This window comes from bacterium (assembly GCA_026708055.1).
Taxonomy (GTDB): domain Bacteria; phylum Actinomycetota; class Acidimicrobiia; order Acidimicrobiales; family CATQHL01; genus VXNF01.
Genome location: JAPOVS010000034.1, coordinates 1 through 23,336, shown reverse-complemented (window position 1 = coordinate 23,336; position 23,336 = coordinate 1). Strand labels below are relative to the sequence as shown.

The following is a 23,336-nucleotide window of genomic DNA, read 5'->3' as shown; positions in this document are numbered from 1 at the left end:
CATGCTCGGGAGGCAGCAGATCGCGAGCCTGCCGACCGCGCTGAGCGAACTCTTCAAGAACTCCTACGACGCGTATGCCACCGTTGCGATCGCGGACTTCTTCCGATCCCACAACGTGCTCGTCGTGAGCGACGACGGCGTCGGCATGGATCGGGAGACCTTCGAGAAGCACTGGCTCACCATCGCCACCGAGTCGAAGTTGGAACGCGGCTCGACGTCGGCACCGCCGGGAATGCGGCCGAGGGTCCAACTCGGCGAGAAGGGCATCGGGCGTCTCGCCATCGGCGCTCTCGGCAGCCAGGTGCTCGTCGTATCCAAGCGGGACGGTCATCCCGCGGTCGCCGCGCTCGTCAGCTGGAAGATGTTCGAGCTGCCGCGTGTGGACCTGGATGAGGTGCCCGTCGGGCTCGTCGAGTTGGACTCCGGCGACCTCACTGCGGCTGACGTGGGCCAGCTGAAGACACCGATCGCGGAGGCCGTCGCGAACTTCCGTGCGCTGGACACCTCGGCCTCGTGGTCACACCGGATGGACGAGATCCTGGCGGCCCTCGACGCCATACCTGACGATCCCTACCGGGCACTGCCCGATCTGGAACCGATCAGGACGAGCGGCACGGTGTTCCTCATCTCCCCGGTGTCCGAGGACCTACCCCCCGAACTCGAGAGCCCACGAGCAGAGGACGCCTCGTCATTGGAAAGGACGCTGCACGGCTTCACCGACGTGTGGCTCGGGAGCCCGACCACGCCCGAGTTCTCGGTCGACTTCGTCGATCACCGCTACGGCGGCGACGACGAGAGCCTCCTGCAGCCCGGCGACTTCTTCGGCACGTCCGACTTCGAGTCAGCAGATCACCACGTCCTCGGCGAATTCGACGAGAACGGCAATTTCCTGGGAACGATCCGGATCTTCGACGAAGAACCAACCGACGTCGACATCCCGTGTCCGAAACCGTTGCGGCCACGATGCGGGTGCTTCGCGTTCGAACTCGGAGTCGTTCAGGGCGAACGAAGTGAATCGCGACTCGAACCGGACGCGTTCGCGACGATGACAACCCGGCTTCGCCAACTCGGCGGCCTCTACGTCTACATGGACGGCATCCGCGTCCAGCCGTATGGCCGCCCCGACGTGGACTATCTGGAAATCGAGGAACGGCGAACGCTGGGTGCTGGCTACTACTACTTCTCCTACAGGCGGATGTTCGGTGCCGTCAGTCTGTCGACCGAACACAACAACACCCTGCAAGAGAAGGCGGGTAGGGAGGGATTCACCCAGGGTCGCGCATACTCGGACTTCAGGGGTCTACTTATCAACCTCTTCGTGGAACTCGCGGCAACGTTCTTCCGGGCCGAGAGCCCTCGGGTCGGGGCCTACGAGAAGGGCCGGCAGCGGCTCGCGAGGGAGGATGCACTACGCAAGGAACGCGATAAGCGAGCCAGGGAGGGACGGCGAAGACTGCGCGCCCAGCTTGCTGGCGGGGTGCAGTACCTCAACGAGACCAACTTCCAACAGGAGACGGCGGGGATCGTGCAGACGCTCGCGGCGGAACTCGACACTTGTGACCGACTTCAACCCGCCTCTCAGCGTGTTGCCGCTGCGAGGTGGGCACTACGTCAACTCACAATGTCGTTGGAATTCGACGAGCCCGAGGGCTTCGCTCCGACCGAGCCGATGCGCCGGGACATGACGACCCTCGAACGCGGCATCGAGGAGATCGAGAGATCGTACGTCCGGCCGGCCTTGGAGACCGTCGACGACCTGGTCGCGACCACCGAGAAGCGGCTGGCCGCCCTCGAAGCGGACGAGAGGGAACGGCGCGAGTTCGTCGAGGGCCGCATCTCGCAGGCGAGGAGCCGAGTCAGCGAAGCCCAAGGAGAGGCCGGTAGCGCATTGGCGGGACTGGCCACCGCCGTGCGCGCCACTCTGGCGGGACTCCGCGAGGACTTCAACAGGCAACTCGACGCCATAGCCGTGCCAACTACCTCGACCAGCAGCGGATGGATCCAGGATCAGGCCCGGTTCGAGCAGGCAGTGGACGCGTTGGCAACCGAATCCAGGAGAGCGCTCATACGGGTCGTCAACCTCGTCCAATCGAGCAGGCTCGTCTTCAGCAGCGGGGCACCCGATCCCACCGAACTCGCCGCCGCCGCAGACGCCGAGATCGTCGAACTACGCGCCCAAGCGGACGCGCAATTGGAACTCGTGCAACTCGGCATGGCTCTGGCCGTCGTCGACCACGAGTTCCAGGCCACCATCTCCAGTATCCGCAGCGACGTGCGAAGAGTTGGGGCGTGGGCGAAGAAGAACCCGCAACTCGTCAGACTCTACGAAGACCTGCGACGAGACATCGACCATCTCGAGAGTTATCTCACGCTGCTCACGCCAATGCAGCGGCGGCTGCGGCGCACCCCGACGACCATCAAGGGAAGCGACATCTCGCGCTACCTCGACGAGCTATTCCGAGACCGCTTGGCGGACGTGGGCGTCGAGATCCGTCCGAGCCGGGAGTTTCAAGCCGCCAGACTCGAGGGCTACACCTCCACCTTCTATCCGGTGTTCATCAACCTGGTCGACAACAGCCTGTACTGGATCCAGCGAGACTCGGCCGGATCGACCCAGGTCATTGAACTCGACAAGCGCGGCGACACGCTCGTCTACCGAGACAGCGGTCCCGGGATTACGGCGGACATAGCCGACCGGGTGTTCGACTTCGGCTTCACCACCAAGCCCGGCGGAAGCGGCCTCGGTCTGGCAATTGCGAGCCAGGTCCTCGAACGTGCCGGGTGGTCGATCCACCTCGGCGACCGCGATGGCGGCACGGAGTTCCTGATCCGTCCAAGAATTAAGGAGCGAGAGAGGCGCCGATGACCGCAATCAGCGAATACTTCCGCACAGCGCTGGTCATAGACGATCGCGTGCAGGGCTACCACAGCCCGCTGGAGGAACTCGGCGCCGACGAGACAGCTGGCCTCCCCGTCGAGCCGCAGCCCGGCCTCGTTTCCCCTCCGGCTGATGACGCAACACCGGTCCACCCAGCGGAGCTTGTCAATGCGTTCATCGCCGAGGGAATCGTGTGCGGTGTCCTCCAGCCACACGATAGTGAGTCCGATCTCATGGCTCTGGCTCGTCAGGGTGCTCAAATTGCCGACCTGCTGATACTCGACTGGCTGCTGTTCGGAGACGACACCAGGACAATCGGGATGATCTCCGAAGTCGCCGAGGCGAACAAGGGTCGTCTGACAGTCGTCGTCATCTTCACCGGAGCGCCACGGCTGAGTGCCATCGTCGACCGCCTCACGGAGGAAACGGACTTCGAGGAGACTCACGACTTCGTACTGCGATGCGAGAACACGGTCGTGCTCGTCTTCGGGAAGCCGGGAATCACGTTGGTCGGCGGCGAGGATTGGAGGACTGCCCCATATAGCGATCTTCCGGCGCGGATACGAGACGACCTTGAGATGATCGTCGGGGGGCTCATGCCTCAGTTCGTTTTTCGCGGCGTCAACGCAGTGCGCGACTCCACTCCGAGGATTCTTACGAACTTCGGGTCCGATCTGGACGCCGGAGGGCTCGTGCACCGAGCTCTGCTGCCGCAAGCCGACGACGCCGGACCCCAGTTCATCCGCCTGCTCGCCGGCGACCTCGAGCGAGCACTGCACGACGCGCTCGTGGGTGACGTCTGGACCATCGATTCTGTGGCTGAGTCACTGACGCGGACAACGAGCGGCGGGAGTCCAAGCGAACTTGCAGAGCGGCTGAGGCGGTCGGAAAGCGTCTCGTCGGACGTGAAGGCCCTTGCTGACGAGCTATTGGCGCGAGAGGCAATCGTCAGTGGCCTGCCGGGAATCGGTTTGGGCGACTCGGCGGTAACCAAGGCGGTCGATGATCTGACGGCCGCGTTCGGTAATGGTGAGGCCTCAAGCGAGACACTCGCCGTCATGATGAGTTCCAGTGACTTCGGCCAGAAAGCGCCACGGCTCGAACTCGGCGTGGTCCTTCGCGATGAGTCCGGCAGCTACTGGCTGTGCATACAGCCTCTGTGCGACAGCGTTCGACTCAAAGGTTGCCGCGCCTTTCCGATGCTGCGACTCCGTCCGGACGAGCAAAACCCGGAAGCCGTGATTCGCTCCCCGGAGAACACACTGGTCCGCATTCGGTTCGACACGGCTCCGCACAAACTTGCCATGCCTAAGTTCAAGCCGACTTGTGCCGGCGCAGTGGTCGCCCACGGCCAACCCTCGGACTGGCGCTTCACATCCGTCGATGACGCCGAGCGCCGAGCGACCGAGTACCGAGCGGTCACCCGACTACGGCCTGAACTGGCATCCCAAGCCGTCCAGGGACTCACATCGGCAGCGTCCCGCGCCGGGATCGACGCCTCCGAGTGGTTCAGGCGGAAAGCTGGCTCCTAGCGATCCGGCACTCCGCACTTGGCGATGCGGGTGTCAATCTCGAGCATCAGGGCCCGTCGCCGCCGTAGATCAGCTCTCGCAACTCCGGCCAGGAGTAGCGCTCCAGCGGGTCGGGCTCCTGCCGGTCACCGACGCGCAAATCGGGCAATTCGTACGGACTGCACATAGCGTTTCGATCCATCCGCCAACCTATAGGGCGCGGCCGAGTTTCTCGCCCTCGTAGATGGCCTCGGCAACCGAGCGTGGGGCCACGGCGTCGCCGATGCAGTAGGTGGGGATCGGACCGGTGTCGCTCAGTTCCCGGAACACGGCGTCCTGCGGGCTGCGCATCATCGAGAGCACGACCGTGTCGACGCCGGCAACGTGCCGCGGCCGGCGGGTGAGGGTCTCGTAGACGTCGACGCGGCGTCCGTCGATGGACTCGATGAAGTGGTTGGGTGAGAGACGGACGTCGAGCTTCGCCAGGCGTGGCAGCAGCCAGGGGAGGTCCTGGGTGCCCGCCACCAACTCGCCGATGACGGGGAACCGGCTGAGGACCTCGACCTCGACGCCCCCCTCGCCCAGGACCTCCGCCAACCCCAGCGGCAGGTACGTGCCGGTGTCGTCGAGGATCAGGACCTTGGCGCCCAGTGCCTCGGGGGAGTCGAGTGCGGCCAGGGTCGCGGTTGCGACGTCCAGCACGCGGTCCCCGTCGGCTCCCGGCATCGTCTCCCGATCGGGGCGGGCGGCTGAGAATCCCGTGCGATCCCACGTCGAACCGGTGGCGCAGACGACCGCGTCGGGCGCTGCGGCGACCAGCCCCTCGGCCGTTGCCGTCTGGCCGAGGCGGACCTCGACGCCATTCATGTCGAGCACAGTCGCCAGATCGTCGACGACCACCTGCCAGTTGCCCCGGGTGGGCAGCCGCCGCAGCAGGTCCAGATGGCCACCGAGCCTCGGTCCGCGCTCGATGAGCGTGACCTCGTGGCCGCGCCTGGCGGCAACCCCTGCCACGCGCATCCCGGCCGGTCCGCCGCCCACGACGGTGATCCGTTTCGGCTCGGTGGCCGGACGGAGTGTGCCCTCGCCCCAGTCGCGCTCGCGGCCGGTGGCCGGGTTGACGACGCAGGTGACCTGACGTCCCTTGGCGGGCGCGGCCATGCACTCGTTCGTCCCGGCGCAGCGCACGATCTCCCGCTCGCGGCCCTCCCTCGTCTTGGTCACCAGGAACGGGTCGGCGAGGTGGGCGCGCACCATCGCCACCATGTCGGCGGCACCGTCGGCGATCACCCGCTCGGCGGTGGCCAGGTCCAGCACCCGACCCGCCACGAACACCTTGGCCCGGTCACCCACCACCGCTTTGGCGCGCTTGGCGTACGGCGCCAGGAACGCCTCGGGGGCCGAGCCCATCGGCGGGACCGTGCGGTGCAGCGAGTACCAACTCCCGCACGAGATGCTGAAGTAGTCGAAGAGACCGGTGGCGGCCAGGACCTCGAGGCACTCCTCCGCCAGTTCGGGGGTCACGCCGGCGTCGCCGATGAACTCGTCGAAGGACAGCCGCAACCCCACGGTGATGGCGTCCCCGACACGGCGGCGGATCGCCTCGGCTACTTCGATGGAGAAGCGGCAGCGGTTGGCCACCGACCCGCCGTAGGCATCGGTGCGCTTGTTGAAGGCGGGGCTGATGAACTGCATGCCGAGGTAGCCGTGGGCGGCGTGGATCTCCACGCCGTCGATGCCGGCCTCGTGAAGGTTGGCGGCCGACTGGCCGTAGTCGCCGGTCAGTTCGTCGATGTCGGCCTTGCCGAGAGCGACCGGTGTCTCGTTCATGATCGGCGACGGCACCCGCGACGGGCCCCGCACCGGGTGCCAGTTGTCGGTCCAAGCCCGCCCGACGTCGTTGACGCCGCCGGTGCTGAGCTGCACGAAGATCCCGCACTCGTGGGCATGCACCGCCTCTGCAAGCCGCGCGTAGGCGGGGATCGTGCGTCGCTCGTAGGCGGTGAGCCGCCAGCCCGAGGTGGCCCCGCCGGGTTGGGCGCCGCTGAGATGCCGGCTGGCGGAGGTCGCCTCGACGCCCACAAGCGCTGCGCCTCCCCTGGCCCGCTCGGCGAAGTAGGCGATCATGCGGTCGCCCGGCGCGTGGTTCTCGCCGTAGGCCTGCCCGTGCGGCGCGACCATGATGCGGTGCTTGACCGTGGTGGCGCCGATCTGCAGCGGCCGCCAGATCAGTTCGAGTCCGGCCATATCAACTGAACCCGCGGGTGCCATCACCGACTCCGGTCGTGGCGGTTCGGCCGAGGCGACTGCGGGATCGGGCGCGGTCGGACATCTCAGAGCTCTCTGCCGAGCTTCTCGCCCTCGTAGGTGGCGTCGGAGGTGGTGCGCGGCGAGACGGCGTCGCCGATGCGGTGCACGGAGACATCCCCGCTGGCGCGCAGTTCGCAGTAGAGCTCGTCGCGAGGATTGCGCATCATCGCCAGGACCACCGCGTCGACGTCGTCCACGAGGCGGGTCCGGCGGTTCCAGGTGGTGTACACCTCGACCTGCCGGTCGCGAATCTCCTCCACGAAGTGGTTCGGTGTGAGCGTCACTGCGGCGGTGGCCAGCCGCGGCAGCATCCACGGCAGTTCCAGCGTCTCCACCAAGTGTTGCCCGATGACGGCGAAGCGGCTGACGACCTCCACGTCGACGCCCGCTCCACCGAGGACCTCCGCCAGCCCGAGCGGCAGGTAGGCGCCGCAGTCGTCGAGGATGATGACCTTGCGCCCCAGCGCGGTCGGATCGTCGAGCGCCCGGCGCACGGCGGTGGCGACGTCCAGGACGCTCGGTGCCTCGGCTCCGGGGATTCCGGCGCGGTCGGCCCGCCCGCCGGAGAACCCGCTGCGATCCCAGACCGAACCCGTGGCGCAGACGATCTCATCGAACCGGCCGCCGCCGATGTCCCCCGCCGTGGCAGCGGCGCCGATCCGCACCTCCACACCGTTGGCCTCGACGACCATCATCAGGTTGTCGATCATCTTCTGCCAGTCGCCGCGGGTGGGCAGGCGTTTCAACAGGTCCAGATGCCCGCCCACGTCGGTGTTCTCCTCGAACAGCGTGACGCGGTGGCCACGCCGGGCCGCCACGCCGGCCACACGCAGACCGGCCGGGCCCGCACCGACCACGGCGATCCGCTTGGCCACCGGGGCGGGCTGCAGCGTCCCCTCCCCCCAAAGTCGCTCCCTGCCGACCGCCGGGTTCATCACGCAGTGCATCCGCCGGCCCCGGAACCCGGTGGCGAGACACTCGTTGGCACCCACGCACCGGACCACCTCGCTCTCCCGGCCCTCGAGCGTCTTGGCGATCAGGAACGGGTCGGCCATGTGGGCTCGCACCATCGCCACCATGTCGGCGGCGCCGTCGGCGATCACCCGCTCGGCGGTGGCGAGATCCAGGATGCGGCCGGCCAGGAAGATCTTGGCCCGGTCGCCGACGACCTGCTTGGCGCGCCGCCCGTAGTCGACCAGGAACGCCTGCGGCACCGACCCCATGGCCGGCACGGCGTAGTGGAAGCTGTGGTAGCTGCCGCTGGAGATGCTGAAGAAGTCATAGAAGCCCGTGGCGGCGAAGATGTCGAGGTACTCCTCGGCCAGTTCGGGGGTGACGCCGGCGTCGCCGATGTACTCGTCGAAGGAGAAGCGCATGCCGACCGTGTAGTCGTCGCCGACCTGGGAGCGGATGCTCTCGCCGATCTCGACGAGGAGCTGCGCGTTGCGCCGCGGCGAGCCGCCGTAACGGTCGCTGCGCTTGTTGAACGCCGGGCTCAGGAACTGCATCGGCAGGTAGCCGTGCGCGGCATGAACCTCGACACCGTCGATGTTGGCGCGCTTCATGTTGGCCGCCGAGCGGCCGTAGTCCTCCACGAGTTCGTCGATGTATTCCTGGTCCATCTCCCAGGGGATCTCGGTACCACCCGGCGATGGCACCCGCGAGGGTCCCCGCACCGGGTACCAGTCGTCGAAGTCGATGCGGGCGCCCTGGTTCACGCCGAACGTGCTGAACTCCATGAAGATCTTGCAGTCGTGGGCGTGCAGCGCCTCGGCGAGCCGGGCGAAGGCCGGGATCACCCGCTCCTCCCAGGCGGTGAGGCGCCACCCCGACGGCCCGGACTCGGCACTGGCACGGGCAAGGCGCCGGCTCACCGACGTGGACTCCCCGTCGACCAGCGCCACACCACCCTTGGCCCGCTCGACGTAGTAGGCGATCATGCGGTCGGTGGGCTGGTTGTCGTCGCCGTAGGCCTGGCGGTGAGGCGACAGCATGATCCGGTTCTTCACCGTCGTGGCGCCGATCCGCAGCGGCGTCCAGAGCAGGCCGTCCGGTGTCATCTCCTCCGCCGCCACGCGGGCAACGCTAGCTGTTGGGTCCTGCCATAGGCACCGGCGGGCGGTGGTCGCGGTGACCCGTGGGCCGCCGGCGCGCGGCGGTGGCGGCGCCCCGCCGGCCGCGGCCTGCAGTGCCTGAGCGGTAGCCGGGCGCAACGTTCCGGCGCTCTCCACAGGGTGCTCAACCCCGGGTCTCCGCGCGCCGGGCGCATATCGTGGGGCGATGGCCGACTGGGCGCACGCAGGTGCCGCACGTCTCGTGGCCGCGCTCAAGGCCGGTGAGGTGTCGAGCCGGGAGTTGCTGGACCTCTACCTGAGCCGGATCGACGTAGCCGATCCGGCTCTGAACGCGGTTGTGACGCTGGATGCTGAGCGGGCGCGACGGCTGGCGGCCGAGGCCGATACCGCACTGGCCCGCGGCGAGACGGCCGGGGCGATGCACGGATTGCCGATCACGATCAAGGACACCATCGAGACCGAGGGGCTGCGCACGACGGCGGGGGCCCCCTGGCTGGGCGGGCACGTGCCGGATCGGGACGCGACCGCCGTCGCCCGCCTGAAGGCCGCCGGGGCCATCGTGTTCGGCAAGACGAACTGCCCCCTCTACGGCGGCGACGCCCAGAGCGAGAACGTGGTCTTCGGCACGACCGGCAACCCGTGGAACACCGACCGGTCACCGGGCGGTTCGTCGGGCGGCTCGGCCGCTGCGCTGACCGCCGGGCTGACGGCGCTGGAGCTCGGCAGCGACATCGGGGGTTCGATCCGGAACCCGGCGCACTACTGCGGCATTTACGGGCACAAGCCCAGCTTCGGCATCATCCCGACCCGCGGGCACATCCCCCCGCCACCGGGGGCGCTGAGCCCCGTGGATCTCGCCGTCGTCGGGCCGCTGGGACGTGCTGCGGAGGACTTGGCGCTGGCACTGGACGTGCTCGCCGGTCCCGACGAGGCCGACGGCGCCGCCTGGCACCTGGCGTTGCCGCCTCCGCGAGGGCGGGCACTCGCTGACTACCGCGTCGCGGTGTGGCTGGAGGATCCGGCGTGCCCCGTCGAGAGCGCCGTCGGCGCCGTCCTCAGCGACGCCGTCGACGCGCTGGCCAGCGCGGGCGCTGCGATCGACGCGCGGCTGCGGCCCGACTTCACCCTCGCCGACGCCCACCGCACCTACCAGCGCCTGCTCTACGCCGCCACGACCGCGGGGCTCGCCAACCGGGTCTACGGCACCCTCCTAGCGAAGGCCGAGGAACTGGCACCCGACGACGACGGGCGCAACGCCCGCTACCTGCGCGACGGCACCGCCCGGCACCGTGACTGGCTCGCCGCCGACGAGGAGCGCGCCGGCTACCGGGAACGCTGGCGCGACTTCTTCAGGGACTGCGACATCCTGCTGTGCCCCACGGTTCCGACGACCGCCATCCCGCACGACCACTCCAACATCAACCACCGGACGATCACCGTCAACGGCGAGGTCCGCGACTACTGGGATCAGATCATCTGGCCGGGCATGGCGAGCATGGCGGGGCTGCCCGCGACCGTCGCCCCGGTTGGCCTCGCATCCGACAGCCTGCCGGTCGGCATCCAGATCGTCGGCCCGTACCTGCACGATCGCAGCACCATCGACTTCGCCCGGCGCCTCACCGACGTGACCGGCGGCTACGAGCCGCCGCCGGCGCTCCGGTGATCGAGGACGGCCCCGCACGCCGCGGCGGGAGCACGGGACGCGCCGGCGGCGGTGCCGGACGAGGCGCCCCGTCGTGTTTTCCGGCCCCCGTCGCGGCGACGAGCGGGCGAGGCGATCCCTCTCGGAGCCGAGCGCGCCGCAGGCTCTCAGCCGGAGCGACACCCGATGCCCACGGAGTCCCGAGCCGCTTCCGGCCCGACCCGGCGGTCCGCCCGTGACAGAGGGCGCGGCGTCACATCCCAGCGGTCTGTCCCGGCACTTCGCCGACGTGGCCGGCCGGGAGTTCCACTACCTGCGCAGCGGATCGGGGCCGGTCGTGGTGCTCCTGCCATCCTTCCCGTGGTCGGCGGGATCGCTGGCCCCCCTCGCGGAGGCGCTGGCCGGCGAGTTCACGGTCGTCGTGTTGGATCTCCCCGGCTGTGGCAACTCGCACTCCCTGGGCGGCCCCCCCACCCTCGGTGACTACGCCGACGCCGTGGCGGAGAACCTCGGCGCCCTGGGCATCGACCGCTGCCATCTCTACGGCACCGGTACCGGGGCACAGGTCGCTCTGGAGGTCGCGGTCCAGCACCCCGAGCGGGTCGCCGACGTGGTCCTCGACCAACTCCCCCTCCTGGAAGACTCGCAGAGGAGCGAGTTGGCGGCGCGGTTCTGTCCCCGGCTCGACCCGTCGTGGGACGGGACCCACATCGCCGCCATCTGGTGGTGGTGCCACGAGCAATCCCTGTTCCGGCCGTGGTACTGGCCGGGGGCGGAGACACGCCTGGACGCCGACGAGCCGCCACCCGGCGTGCTGCAACGCCGAGCCGCCGACGTGCTCCGCGCCGGCGATGGCTACGGGGACGGGCTCCGCGCCGCCTTCGCCCACTCAGCGGCCGGCTCGCTGAGCCGGCTCGAGATCCCATGGACTCTGGTCACGTCCCCCGCCGACCCGCTCACGCCGCCCGGCGGGCGTATTCCGGCGCCCGGCCGGCACGGAACGGTGATCGACCTGCCGCCTGGCCCGGACCGGTGGTCGCAGTTGCGCGCACTCTTCGATGCGACCGGCAGTGCCGATCGCTCGCTGCAGATCCCGGCGCGAACATCGGCGGCGAGAGCCATCGAACGCGGCTACCTGACGACCACTAGCGGCCAACTGCTGGTGCGCCGGACAGCCGGCACCGGCCGGCCGCTCGTCATGCTCCACGCCTCGCCGACATCGTCGGCACTGCTGGAACCCCTGATGCGGGAGTTGGCCGGGGACCGTCCTGTGATCGCCCTCGACACGGCCGGCAACGGCGACTCCGACCCGCCCCCCGGCGACGGGCCGTTCGACATCGGGGAGTTCGCGGCCATCGTCAACGAGGCCCTGGACGTCCTGGAGGTCGGCGAACTCGACCTCTACGGCACGCATACCGGCGCGCTGATCGCCACCGACGTCGCCCTGGCTCGCCCCGGAATCCACCGGCTGATCCTCGAGGGCGTCACCATGTTCGATGACGGCGACCGGCCCGACCTCCTGCCCCGCGCCGAGCTCTTGGCCAGCTACCTCCCCACGTTCGAGCCGACCTGGGACGGCACGCACCTGCTGGCGGCGTGGCACTTCCGCCGGGCGTTCACCACCTACTGGCCGTGGTTCCGGCGCACCCGCGACGGCATCCGCTGGGTCCCGATGGTCGAACTGCCGGCCTTCCACCGCGGCTTCGTAGAAGTCGCCAAGCGGCTCGACACCTACCACCTCCCGTACCGGGCCGCGCTCGCCTACCCGACCGCCGACCGCCTCCCGCAGGTCGGTGTTCCGACGCTGATCGCCGCACATCCCGACGACCCGCTGCAAGCCCACAGCGCCGAGGCGGCAGGCCTCGTCCCCGGCGGCCGCTGGGATGCCCTTCCCGACGACATCGCCGGAGCGGCCGCGCTCTACGACGAATTCCTGACCGGCTCGTAGGCCCCGCCGGTCATGGTGAGCCCGGTCGCAGACCGATGGGTTCCGGCTTCCGCCGGAACGACGGGACGGAGGCCGCGGGAGCGCCACCGGGGTCGCTGCCCGGACGGCCCGACAGTGCGCACGAGCTTCCACGGGAACGACCGGGCGCCAGCGCGTAAGGTGTCCGGCGATTTCCATTCGTCCAGAGGGGGAGATTGCCCGATGAGGCCACGGAAGATCAGCTATCGACTTGCCGCGCTCGCAGCCGCGCTCGCGCTCGTGGCCGCGGCATGCGCGGAGGCCGAGACCGGCGAGGCCGACGCCGCAGCCGCTGCCGCTGCGGACGCCTTGGCCGAGGCGCAGGCGGCACGCTCGGAGGCCTCCGCCGCCGACAGCGCTGCCTCCGCCGCCGACGCCGCCGCGGCCGCGGCGGACGCTGAAGCCTCGGCGGCCGCGGCCCGAGCGCAGGAGGCGATCGCCGCCGCCGAGTTGGCCCAGGCCACCGCCGAGGGCAACGAGGACGCCGTCGAGGCGGCGCGAGCGGCGCTGGCGGAGGCGCAGGACGCGGCCGCAGCCGCCCAGGCCGAGGCCGCAGCCGCCCAAGCCGAGGCCGCAGCCGCCCAAGCCGAGGCCGAGGAGGCCCGGGCCGAGGCCGAGGAGGCCCGGGCCGCAGCCGAGGAGGCGGCAGCAGAGGCTGAGGCCGCAGCCGCGCCCGACCCGCCACCGCCGCCACCTCCCCCGCCGGAACCCGAGCCGGTGACGTTCACGATGATCTTCCCGGCCGTCCCGTCCAACGTCGACCCGGCGGTGTACCAGGGCCGGCCGACCGGGGAGACCACCCAGAGCGTGGTGAGCACGCTGGTGCGCTACGTGCCGCTGCCCGCCGGGGCCACGGCATTGCAGGGTCCGGCCGACCTGCAGCCCGAACTGGCCGAATCCTGGACGCAGGAGGACAGCGGCAGCTATGTCTTCACGCTGCGCGAGGCGCTCAGCCCGGCAGGCAACCATGCGACGGCCTCGGACGTGCTGTGGACCTTCCAGCGAGGCCTGGAGACCGACTTCATCACGCCGTTCCTGCTGAGCGTCGGCGGCATCGACCGCGAGAACCCGATCGAGGTGATCGACGACCGCACCTTCCGGCTCGTGGCGCCGTCGGCCAACTCACTCACGCTGCCGGTCCTCACCTGGTACGGCATGGGCATCATCGACAGCGTCGAGGCGCAGGCCCACGCCACCGACGAGGACCCGTGGGCACAGGAGTGGATGGCCACCAACTCGGCCAGCTACGGCGCCTACCAGGTGGAGTCCATGATCCCCGGCGAGGAGATCCGTCTCACCAAGAACCCGAACTACTGGAACGCCGGCAGCGTGGCCATCGAGAACGTGGTCATGCGGGCAGTGCCCGACGCCGGCAACCGCATGCTACTGGTGGGCTCCGGCGAGGTGGACTTCGTGGGCGGCCTCACATTCGACCTGTTCCAGAGCGTCGTGGCGGCCGGCGGCGACGGCATCGATCCGATCGCCGGGCTGGACGTGAACCTGGACAAGCTGTCGCTCAATACCCGCTTCGCGCCGTTCGACGACGTGCGCGTGCGCCAGGCCATCTCGCTGGCCATCGACCGTGACGCCCTCATCGCCGGGGCGTACGCCGGTCTCGGCAAGCCCGGGCTCTACCCGATCTCGACGGCGATCCCGCAGCCCGATCCGCCGACCGACGTGGCGGCCCGCCACGACCCGGAGGCGGCGAGGGCGCTGCTCGCCGAGGCGGGGCTGGCCGACGGCTTCGACTTCACGCTGTCGATCAACCCCAGCTCGGGTCCGGGGCCCTACGCCGAGCAGGTGGCCGTGCTGATCCAGGATCAGCTGCGCGACGTGGGCATCGGCGTCAACATCGACCTGATCAGCTCGCCGGCCGACTTCAACACCGCAACCCGCGGCGGCGAACTGGAGGCCTGGCTCTTCGGAACCCGGCCGCTGGTGAACGACGTCGCCTACTTCCTGCTGCTGGCCGTCGGACCGATGTCGGTCAAGCTCGAGGGCTACGGCAGCGAGGCGGTGGACGACCTGCTCGGCCGGATCGTGGCCGAGCCCCTCGGGCCGGCCCGGGACGCCCTGCTGTCGAAGATGCAGTCGTTGCTGGCCAGCGACGTGCCGTACGTGCCGCTGGTCGAGACCGTGCTGCCGTGGGTGCACCTCGGCGAGTACGGCGGCGTTGCACCCAACCCGCTCGGCGCCCTCTACCTGCAGGACGTCACCCCATGACGGGGGCACCCCGCGGGCGGGCGACCTGATCACAGCGCCCCGCCGGCGCATGGAGGCCGTGCCGCCGCGGGGCGCCCGGCGCCGTGCCACAGGGGATCTCCCGCGCGGCGCGGAGAGCCTCCGGTGACACCTGCCGCGACGCTGCGCGGCACGCTCGGCGACGGCGACAGCAGGCTGGTCGTCAGCGCCTACGACGCGCTGACCGCCCGCACCGCCGAGGCCGCTGGGTTCGAGATCCTGCACGTCACGGGGTTCGGGTCGGCCGCGGCGCTCACCGGCGGTCCCGACATCGGCCTCGTGACCATGACGGAGACGGTCGAGGCCACGCGCCGGATCTGCGACGCCGTCGAGCGCCCCGTGATCGCCGATGCCGACTGCGGCTACGGCAACCCGCTCAACGTGATGCGCACCGTGCGGGCGCTGGAGACGGCCGGAGCCGCGGGATTGCACCTCGAGGACCAGGTCACGCCCAAGCGCTGCGGCCACATGGCCCACAAGGCGGTGATCCCGACCGCCGAGATGGTCGTCAAGATCGCCGCGGCGGTCGACGCCCGCCGTGATGAGGACTTCGTGATCATCGCTCGCACCGACGCCCGTGCGCCCGAGGGCCTCGACGCCGCCCTCGAGCGGGCGCACGCCTACGCGTCCGCCGGCGCGGATGTGCTCTTCGTGGAGGCCCCCGAGTCGGTCGACGAGATCCGCCGCATCGCCACGGAGTCGCCCGGGCCGCAGCTGTTCAACTGGGCTTACGAGGGCAGAACCCCGCACGTCTCCCGCCGCCTGCTCGAGGAACTCGGCTTCGCCTGGATCCTCTTCGCCGACGTGGCACTGGCGGTCCACCGAGCCGCCGCAGGGTTCTACGAACGACTCGCGGAGATCGACTCGCCCGATGAACTGCGCGACCTCCTCACCGGATTCGACGCCTTCAACACGTTCGTCGGGCTCGACGACTGGCGGGAGACGGAACGCAGGTACGCCGCCCCGAACACTGCGGAGTAATGGCGCGAGGGAACCCGCCGGTCATTCCGGGGAAGGCCGGAATCCATGGTGGGGCGAAGAGAACGGTTCCTGGCCCGGAAACTTCTCGCACGCCGATGCGTGAGAAGATCTGATCCGCATGGAGGACAAGCACCGGATCTACGAGCAGGCCGAACTCGGTGGCCGCGTCGGCTTCGGCGGCCGCGCCGCCGTGGTCGTCGTGGACTTCCAGCGCTGCTTCGTCGATCCGTCCATCCCGGGTGGGGGCGACTTCTCCGACGCCATCGAAGCGACAGCGAGGCTCCTGGCAGCCGCCCGCTCGCGCGGGGTGCCGATCGTGTACACGGTTGTCGCCTACGACGATCCGGCACGGGACGCCGGCCGGTTCATCGACAAGTGCCCGACATTGAAGTACGCGGTGGCCGGCAGCGAGACGGTCGAACTCGACGAGCGCCTCGGGCGCCGACCCGGCGAGCCGGTCGTCGTCAAGAGTTTCGCCAGCGCCTTCTTCGGCACCACGGTGGCGTCGTACCTCACGGGCCTGGGCGTTGACACGGTGATCCTGGCGGGGTGTACGACGAGCGGGTGCGTGCGCGCCTCGGCGATCGACTCGATGCAGAGCGGCTTCCGGACGATCGTTCCCCGCCAGTGCGTCGCCGACATCGCCGCCGAGCCCCACGACGCCAACCTCTTCGACATCGACGCCAAGTACGGCGATGTCGTGGATCTGGACGCCGTCCTGGCGAGACTCGCGGACCTCGGAAGCCAGTGAGCATGCCGCTCGCAACTCGGCTGCCCAGCCTCGTCATTCCGGCGAAGGCATGTCCCGGACCCCGATCCGGGGCCGGAATCCAGTTCCCGGCGCTCGCAACTCCGCTGCCCAGCCTCGTCATTCCGGCGAAGAGCCTGTCCTGGACTCAATCCAGGGCCGGAATCCAGTTCCCGGCGCTCGGCTTGCTTCTGCCGGAGGATCGCCGATGAGTCTCTTCGCCGGCGCGGGTCGAGACGGCAGGCCATGAGCCTCTCGCTCGCGGTCGACGCCGGCGGCACGTTCACCGACCTCGTCCTGACGGACACCGCCTCCGGGCACACGTGGATCGCCAAGACCCCCTCCGCGGCCGATCCCACCGAGGCGGTCCTGGCCGGCATCGCCCGCGTCTGCGAGAACAGCGGCACCGCCCGCGGCGACATCGTCGCCATGCACTACGGCTCGACGGCCGCTCTGAACGTCCTGCTGACCCGCCAGGGCGCCCGCATCGGCCTGGTGACGACGGCAGGGTTCGGGCAGATTCTCCACCTAGCCCGCTCGCAGACGCCGGGGCCGCTGGTCGGCTGGTTGAACTGGGTGAAGCCCGACCCGCTGGTGCCCCTCGAGCTGACCCGAGAGATCCCCGAACGGGTGCGCTCGGACGGGACCGTCGAGATCCCCCTGGACGTCGAGGCCACCCGCGGCGCCGTCGGCGACATGGCAGCACGCGGAGTCGAGGCCATCGCCGTGGTCTTCCTGCACAGCTACGCCAACGCGTCACACGAGTTGGAGGTGCGCCGCATCGCCGAGGAGGTGGCACCGGACCTCCACGTGACGCTGTCGCACGAGGTGCTCCCCGAGTACCGCGAGTACGAGCGGGCCATGACGGCGGTCGTCAACACCTACATCTCGCCGTCCGTGTCGCGCTCGCTGGCCGACTTCGGTGACCGGCTGCGCGCCGACGGCGTGGACTGCGCCGTGAACATCGTCCGCTCCGACGGCGGGCTGATGTCCAGCGAAGCCGCCGCCGTCCGGCCGGTCGAGACGATCATCTCGGGCCCCTCGGGCGGGGTCGCCGGGGCGCTGGCGGTAGCCACAGCCAGCGGTCTCGACGACATCCTCACGCTCGACATGGGCGGCACGTCCACCGACGTCTCGCTCTGCACCGCCGGGACAGCCCAGATCTCCCGCGACACGGTCGTGGGAGATCTACCGGTCCGGTCACCGAGCCTGGACGTCCGCAGCATCGGCGCCGGGGGCGGCTCGATCGCCTTCGTGCCCGAGTTGCTGCGCGGCCTGCGCGTCGGCCCCCGCTCCGCCGGGGCCGATCCGGGGCCGGTGTGCTACGGGCAGGGGGGCGCCGAGCCGACCGTCACCGACGCCAACCTCGTCCTGGGCCGGTTGCCGGCCGGCCTGCTCGGCGGCGAGATCACACTCGACCGCGACGCCGCCGAGCGGGCGTTGCACCTGCTCGGCTCCCCCCTCGGACTGACCCCGCAGGAGACCGCAAAGGCCGTCGTGGACATCGCCAACGAGAAGATGGCCGGCGCGCTCCGGATCATCTCGGTGGAGCGCGGCCTCGACCCGCGCGACTACGCCCTCGTCGCCTTCGGCGGTGCCGGTCCGTTGCACGGCAACGCCCTGGCGGCACTGCTCGGCTGCTTCCCGGTGCTGGTGCCGCCCGCCCCGGGGGTGCTGTCCGCATACGGCTACCACACGGTCGGCCATCGCAACACCTTCAGCCGCACGCTGATCACCGAACTGCGGGACGACGACCGCAGCGAGGCCGCCGAGGCGTTCGGGGAGTTGGTGGACCGGGCGGAGGGTTGGTTGGCCGCCCAGGGCCTCACCGGTGGCACGCTCGCGCATTCCTGCGACCTCCGGTTCCTCCGCCAGGGTTACGAGATCGAGGTCGACGTACCGGTGGACCGCGGTGGCGACATCCGGCTGGAGGCCCTGGCGGACATCTTCCGGACCGAGCACCACCGGCTCTATGAGTTCATTCCCGATGCCCCGATCGAGATCGTCAACGTGCGCGTCGAAGCGCGCGGCCCGGCCGCGTACATCGCGCCCAAACCCCGGGCCGCGGTACGCGGCGACGGCGATCATGCGCGGGCCTCGACCGAGCAGGTCTACCAGCAGGGCGGCTGGACCGAGGCGGGCGTCTACGAGCGCGACCACCTGCGGCCGGGCGACGCGGTCTCCGGGCCGGCCATCATCACCCAGACCGACACGACCACGTTCGTGTTTCCCGGCCACGTCGCCGTCACGGACGCCTGGTCGAACCTGCTGATCACCCCCGAGGAGTTCACATGACGCACACGGCCGTCGGCTGGCCCTACGACGCGAATGCCGAACCTGCTGATCACCTCCGAGGAGCCCGCGTGAGCGACCCCGACGCCTCGGTCGATCTGGCGACGCTGGAGATCATCGAGAGCGCGCTCCTGAACATCCGCGAGGAGATGGACGCCGTGGTGCTCCAGTCGGCGATGTCGCCGATCATCCGCGAGCAGCACGACGAGTTCCCCCTCGTCACCGACGCCGCCGGCAACATGCTCGTGGGCCAGTTCGGCTCGTACGTACCGCTGCTGCTGGAGACGTTCGGTGACGAGATCCGCAGCGGCGACGTCATCCTGCAGAGCGACCCCTACCTGTGCGGCGGCGCCATCCAGCACACGCCGGACTGGTTGGTGCTGTCCCCCATCGACTTCGACGGCGAACGGGTGGGTTACGCCTCCATGTTCGGGCACGTGCTGGACTGCGGCGGCACCGTGCCCGGCAGCATGGCCGCCACCGCCACGTCCATCTGGGACGAGGGCATCCGCATCCCGCCGGTGAAGCTCTTCGCCGAGGACCGCCTGAACGCCGACGTGCTCCGGATCATCTGTAACAACAGCCGCACACCGGAGATGAACGAGGCCGATCTCATGGCTCTGGTCGCCGCCTGCCGTACGGCCGCCACGCGGGTTCAGGATCTGTGCGCCCGATTCGGCGCCGACACCTACCGCCGCGCCTGCGACGCCCTGCTGCAGCGCACGCGTGACGCCATGGCCGCCATCATCGCCCGCCACATCCCCACCGAACCGGTGAGCTTCGGCGATGTGGTGGACGACGACGGTCAGGGCAACGGACCCTTCGAGATGAGACTCACGGTGTGGCGGGAGGGCGAGAAGGCCTACTTCGACTGGACGGGCACCGATCCCCAGGCGCCCGGCCCCATCAACCTCGCCACCCACGAGGGAATGTTCAAGATGTTCGTGGGGATCTACCTCATCATGGCCTTCGACCCCGAGATCTCGTTCAACGAGGGGTTCCACGACCTGATCGAGGTGATCCTGGCGCCCGGTTCGCTCGTGAGTCCCGAGTTCCCCGCCCCCCTGGGCCTGCTGAACATCACCCTCGCCCGGCACTTCGACGTCATCCAGGGCGTGCTGGCGCTCTGCGCCCCCGAGTTCGCCGCCGGCGCGGGCTACGGGTCCAGCCCCGCGCTGACCTACAGCGGCACCGACGACCGCGGCGAGTACTTCCAGCTCGGCGAGATCAGCTACGGGGGGCTTCCCGGCCGCCCGGCGGGCGACGGCATGGACGGGCATTCCTGGTGGCCGCTGTTCACCAACATCCCCACCGAGTACATCGAGAGCTACTTCCCGGTAACGGTGCAGAGGTATCGCTCGATCCCCGACAGCGGCGGGCCTGGGCACCATCGAGGCGGCAACGGGGTGGAGAAGGTGTACCGCTTCGACAGCGACGGCGAGATCACCATCCAGGACGACCGCTGGCAGAGCCGGCCCTGGGGATGGGCCGGCGGCCTGCCCGGCGACCTCAGCCGCAAGCTGCTTCACCGCGCCGGCGGGGAGACCGAGGATCTGCCGTCCAAGTGCGACGTGGTGGCCGTGGAGGCCGGCGACTCCCTGGCGTTCATCACCGCGGGTGCGGGCGGGCTGGGCGACCCCCTCCAGCGCCCCGTCGAGTCAGTGCTCCGCGACGTGCGCGGCGGGCTCGTGTCGCCGGAGGCGGCGCGGCGCCACTACGGCGTCGCCCTGACCGGGGACCTCCAGGTAGACGAGGCCGCAACGGCGGAGTTGCGGGCATCCGTCCAGGCGGACCGCTCCCGGAGCAGCCCGGTTGACGGTGTCGGCGGCACCGACGGTAGGGCCCATGGAGCGAACCTCGGTGGCTGAACCCGCACCGCCGGAGCGGCCCGGGACTTCCGGGGGCCGGGCGGCGACCCCGCAGGAGGGCACCGAACCTGTCCTGGTGGAGACCGCCGGCGGCATCGCGCATGTGACGCTCAACCGGCCCGAGCGGCTCAACGCGCTGAGCACCGGGCTGCTGGGAGCGCTCACCGAGACTCTGGAACGGGTTGCGGGCGACCCCGCGGTGAGGGTCGTCATCCTTTCCGGCGCCGGCCGGGCATTCTCGGCGGGCGGCGACCGCGACGAGACCGGCGAGCCGTGGGGCGTGAGCCTGGAGGCCGACACCGCTCTGCTGCGGCGCTTCATGGAGTCCTCGCTGCTGCTGCACGAGATGGGCGCCGTCACCATCGCGGCGGTCAACGGCCCGTGCGCCGGGGGCGCTCTGTCACTGGTCTGCGCCTGCGACCTGCGCTACGCCGCGGCATCGGCCCGGTTCGTGACGGCGTTCGCCAGGGTGGGCCTCTCGGGCGACTTCGGCGGCACGGCGACGATGGGCTGGGTGCTGGGTCCCGCCAAGGCGCGCGAGCTCTACCTGCTGTCCGAAGTCGTCGAGGCGCCCGAGGCGGAGCGCATCGGGTTGGTGTCGGAGGTGGTGTCCGACGACGAGCTGCTCCCCCACGCCCAGAGGGTTGCCGAACGCCTGCTCTCGGCCGCTCCCGGCGCGCTCGTCGCCATGAAGCAGAACCTCAACGACGGGCTGCGCCTCCCGCTCGCCGAGGTGCTCGACCGGGAGGCCGAGCGACAGGTGCGCTGCACGCGGGATCCGCGATTCGACGAGCGCTACGGCCTGCAGGGGCGCTAGGAGTCCGCTGAACAGTGCTGCGAGACTCCCTCCAGTCATTCCGACGGGGAGCCGGCCCTGGACTCGATCCAGGACCGGAGTCCACTTTCCGGTGGCCCGGTTCGCGCTCGCGGACGGGTTGTCCGGCACACTCCTAGGGCCTGTCCATGGGACGATCGCTCGCACGCCGACTCATCGAGTCGCACCTGGTCGCCGGAACACCGGTCGCCGGTACCGAGATCGCCCTCGCTGCTGATCAGGTGTTCATCGACGACTCGGTCGGGCCTCTCATCGCGCTCGAACTCGAGGCCATGGGGGTTGACCGGGCGCAGGTGGATCTGGCCGTCGGGTACGTGGATCACCTGCTGCTGCAGGCCGACGAACGCAACCCCGCCGATCACCTCATGACGCGCAGCGCCTGCGAGCGCTACGGGCTCTGGTTCAGCAGGGCCGGCAACGGCATCTGCCACGCCGTGCACCAGCAGTCCTTCGGCCGGCCCGGCGCCTGCCTGGTCGGCTCGGACAGCCACACCTGCGCAGCGGGCGCTCTCGGGATGCTGGCGATCGGCGCCGGCGGGCTGGCAGTCGCGCTCGTTCTGGCCGGCGAGCCGCTGCATGTGACGATGCCGGAGATCTGGGGTGTCCGCCTCGTGGGGCGACTCGGTCCCTGGGTGAGCGCCAAGGATGTGATCCTGGAGATGCTACGCCGCCACGGCACCGACGGTGCGGTGGGCCGGCTCATCGAGTACCACGGTCCGGGTGTGGCCGGGCTGTCGGTGTGGGACCGCCACGTGATCGCCCACATGGGGGCCGAGATGGGGGCCACGACCTCGATCTTCGGCTCCGACGACGAGGTGCGCCGCTACCTCGCCCGCCAGGGCCGCGGCGGGGACTGGCGCCGGCTCGACGCCGAGCCCGACGCCGACTACGACCACCTGACCGAGATCGATCTGGGTACCGTCGAGCCGCTCGTGGCGTTGCCGCCGAGCCCCGGCAACGTCGTGCCGGTCGCCGAGGCCGCCGGCGCCGAGATCCACCAGTCCTACGTCGGCTCGTCGGCGAACCCCGCCTTCCGCGACCTGGCCGTGGCCGCTGCGATCGTGGCGGGCCGGACGGTGCACGACCGCGTCTCCTTCGACATCAACCCGGCCAGCCGCGAGGCCCTCGGCAACCTCGCCCGCGCGGGCCACATCGCAGCGCTCCTGGCGGCCGGCGCGCGCCTGCACCAGGCGGGGTGCAACGGCTGTCCCGGCATGGGACAGGCGCCGGCGCCCGGCCGGATCAGCCTGCGCACCGTGCCCCGCAACTTCCCGGGCCGGTCCGGCACCGCCGACGACCGGGTGTACCTGGTGAGCCCCGAGACGGCGGCGGCCTCGGCCCTCACAGGCGTCCTCACCGACCCGCGGACGCTCGGACCGGCGGCACCAAGCATCGACGAACCCGACGAATGGCTCACCAACCACGACCTGCTGGTGCCTCCCCTGCCCGCCGAGCGGGCCCGCCGGGTGCCGCTCGCCAAGGGAGCCAACCATCCGCCGCTGCCCCGTTTCGAGGCGCTGCCGGAGCAGCTGAGGGTCCCCGTGCTGCTGAAGATGGGCGACGACGTCTCCACCGACGAGATCCTGCCAGCGGGGCCTCGCGCCATGCCGCTCTGGTCGAACGTGGAGCGGCTGGGCGACTTCGCCTTCGAGGGCGTCGATCCCACTTATCCCGAGCGGGCCCGCTCCACCGGAGACCACGCCGTGATCGGCGGGCTGAACTACGGCCAGGGCTCCAGCCGGGAGCAGGCGGCGCTGGCACCCCGGTCCTTGGGGCTGCGCGTGGTCATCGCCCTGGCCTACGCACGGATACACCGCGAGAACCTCGTTCTCTTCGGCGTCCTGCCCCTCACCTTCGCCGGTCCGGGACCGTACGAGGCGCTCGAAGCCGGGCACACGCTCGTCGTCGAGGACGCACACGGGCTGCTCTCCGCCGGGAGCGGAAGCGTGCTGGAGGCCACGACCGGCCGCCGCTTCGCCGTCCGCCACG

Annotated in this window: 14 protein-coding genes; 11 read left to right on the top strand and 3 right to left on the bottom strand. The window is 70.2% G+C overall.

Annotation, left to right across the window (positions count from 1 at the left end):
* Position 1 precedes the first annotated feature (1 nt).
* Positions 2-2,866 (top strand): ATP-binding protein, encoded by a 2,865-nt coding sequence (locus OXG55_06455; protein MCY4102887.1) that lies wholly within the window; start codon positions 2-4, stop codon positions 2,864-2,866.
* Complete coding sequence (locus OXG55_06450; GenBank protein MCY4102886.1) at positions 2,863-4,410, top strand: response regulator receiver domain; 1,548 nt, start codon at positions 2,863-2,865, stop codon at positions 4,408-4,410. Before OXG55_06455 ends, OXG55_06450 begins: the two co-directional genes overlap by 4 nt.
* 46 nt (positions 4,411-4,456) lie before the next feature.
* On the opposite strand, the gene OXG55_06445 is transcribed toward OXG55_06450, so the two are convergent.
* The 3 genes from OXG55_06445 to OXG55_06435 all read right to left on the bottom strand — a co-directional run bounded on the left by OXG55_06445 (position 4,457) and on the right by OXG55_06435 (position 8,774).
* A complete protein-coding gene (locus OXG55_06445; protein MCY4102885.1) occupies positions 4,457-4,591 on the bottom strand; it encodes a hypothetical protein in 135 nt (44 codons plus the stop codon).
* Positions 4,592-4,599: 8 nt separating this feature from the next.
* Entirely contained in the window at positions 4,600-6,636 is a 2,037-nt protein-coding gene (locus tag OXG55_06440) for an FAD-dependent oxidoreductase (GenBank protein MCY4102884.1), read from the bottom strand.
* 86 nt (positions 6,637-6,722) lie between these two features.
* Complete coding sequence (locus OXG55_06435) at positions 6,723-8,774, bottom strand: FAD-dependent oxidoreductase (GenBank protein ID MCY4102883.1); 2,052 nt, start codon at positions 8,772-8,774, stop codon at positions 6,723-6,725.
* A gap of 205 nt (positions 8,775-8,979) precedes the next feature.
* On the opposite strand from OXG55_06435, the gene OXG55_06430 reads away from it, so the two are divergent.
* The 9 genes from OXG55_06430 to OXG55_06390 all read left to right on the top strand — a co-directional run.
* Positions 8,980-10,437 carry an amidase gene (locus tag OXG55_06430; GenBank protein MCY4102882.1) on the top strand — a complete coding sequence of 486 codons (1,458 nt, stop codon included), beginning with the start codon at positions 8,980-8,982 and terminating at the stop codon, positions 10,435-10,437.
* Between the two features lie 214 nt (positions 10,438-10,651).
* Positions 10,652-12,364, top strand: coding sequence for an alpha/beta fold hydrolase (locus tag OXG55_06425; protein ID MCY4102881.1), 1,713 nt, complete (start codon positions 10,652-10,654; stop codon positions 12,362-12,364).
* A gap of 201 nt (positions 12,365-12,565) precedes the next feature.
* Complete coding sequence (locus OXG55_06420) at positions 12,566-14,605, top strand: ABC transporter substrate-binding protein (GenBank protein MCY4102880.1); 2,040 nt, start codon at positions 12,566-12,568, stop codon at positions 14,603-14,605.
* Between the two features lie 123 nt (positions 14,606-14,728).
* The gene (locus OXG55_06415; GenBank protein MCY4102879.1) at positions 14,729-15,604 is read left to right on the top strand and encodes an isocitrate lyase/PEP mutase family protein; all 876 of its coding nucleotides are present in this window, start codon (positions 14,729-14,731) and stop codon (positions 15,602-15,604) included.
* Positions 15,605-15,722: 118 nt separating this feature from the next.
* Complete coding sequence (locus OXG55_06410) at positions 15,723-16,355, top strand: isochorismatase family protein (GenBank protein MCY4102878.1); 633 nt, start codon at positions 15,723-15,725, stop codon at positions 16,353-16,355.
* A 243-nt stretch (positions 16,356-16,598) separates the two neighbouring features.
* Entirely contained in the window at positions 16,599-18,647 is a 2,049-nt protein-coding gene (locus OXG55_06405; protein ID MCY4102877.1) for a hydantoinase/oxoprolinase family protein, read from the top strand.
* Positions 18,644-20,512: a hydantoinase B/oxoprolinase family protein gene (locus OXG55_06400; protein ID MCY4102876.1), complete on the top strand. Its 1,869-nt coding sequence runs from the start codon at positions 18,644-18,646 to the stop codon at positions 20,510-20,512. Before OXG55_06405 ends, OXG55_06400 begins: the two co-directional genes overlap by 4 nt.
* Positions 20,505-21,329: an enoyl-CoA hydratase-related protein gene (locus OXG55_06395; GenBank protein MCY4102875.1), complete on the top strand. Its 825-nt coding sequence runs from the start codon at positions 20,505-20,507 to the stop codon at positions 21,327-21,329. The genes OXG55_06400 and OXG55_06395 overlap by 8 nt, the downstream gene beginning before the upstream one ends.
* 146 nt (positions 21,330-21,475) lie before the next feature.
* On the top strand, positions 21,476-23,336 hold a 1,861-nt coding region (locus OXG55_06390), incomplete at its 3' end, for an aconitate hydratase (protein ID MCY4102874.1).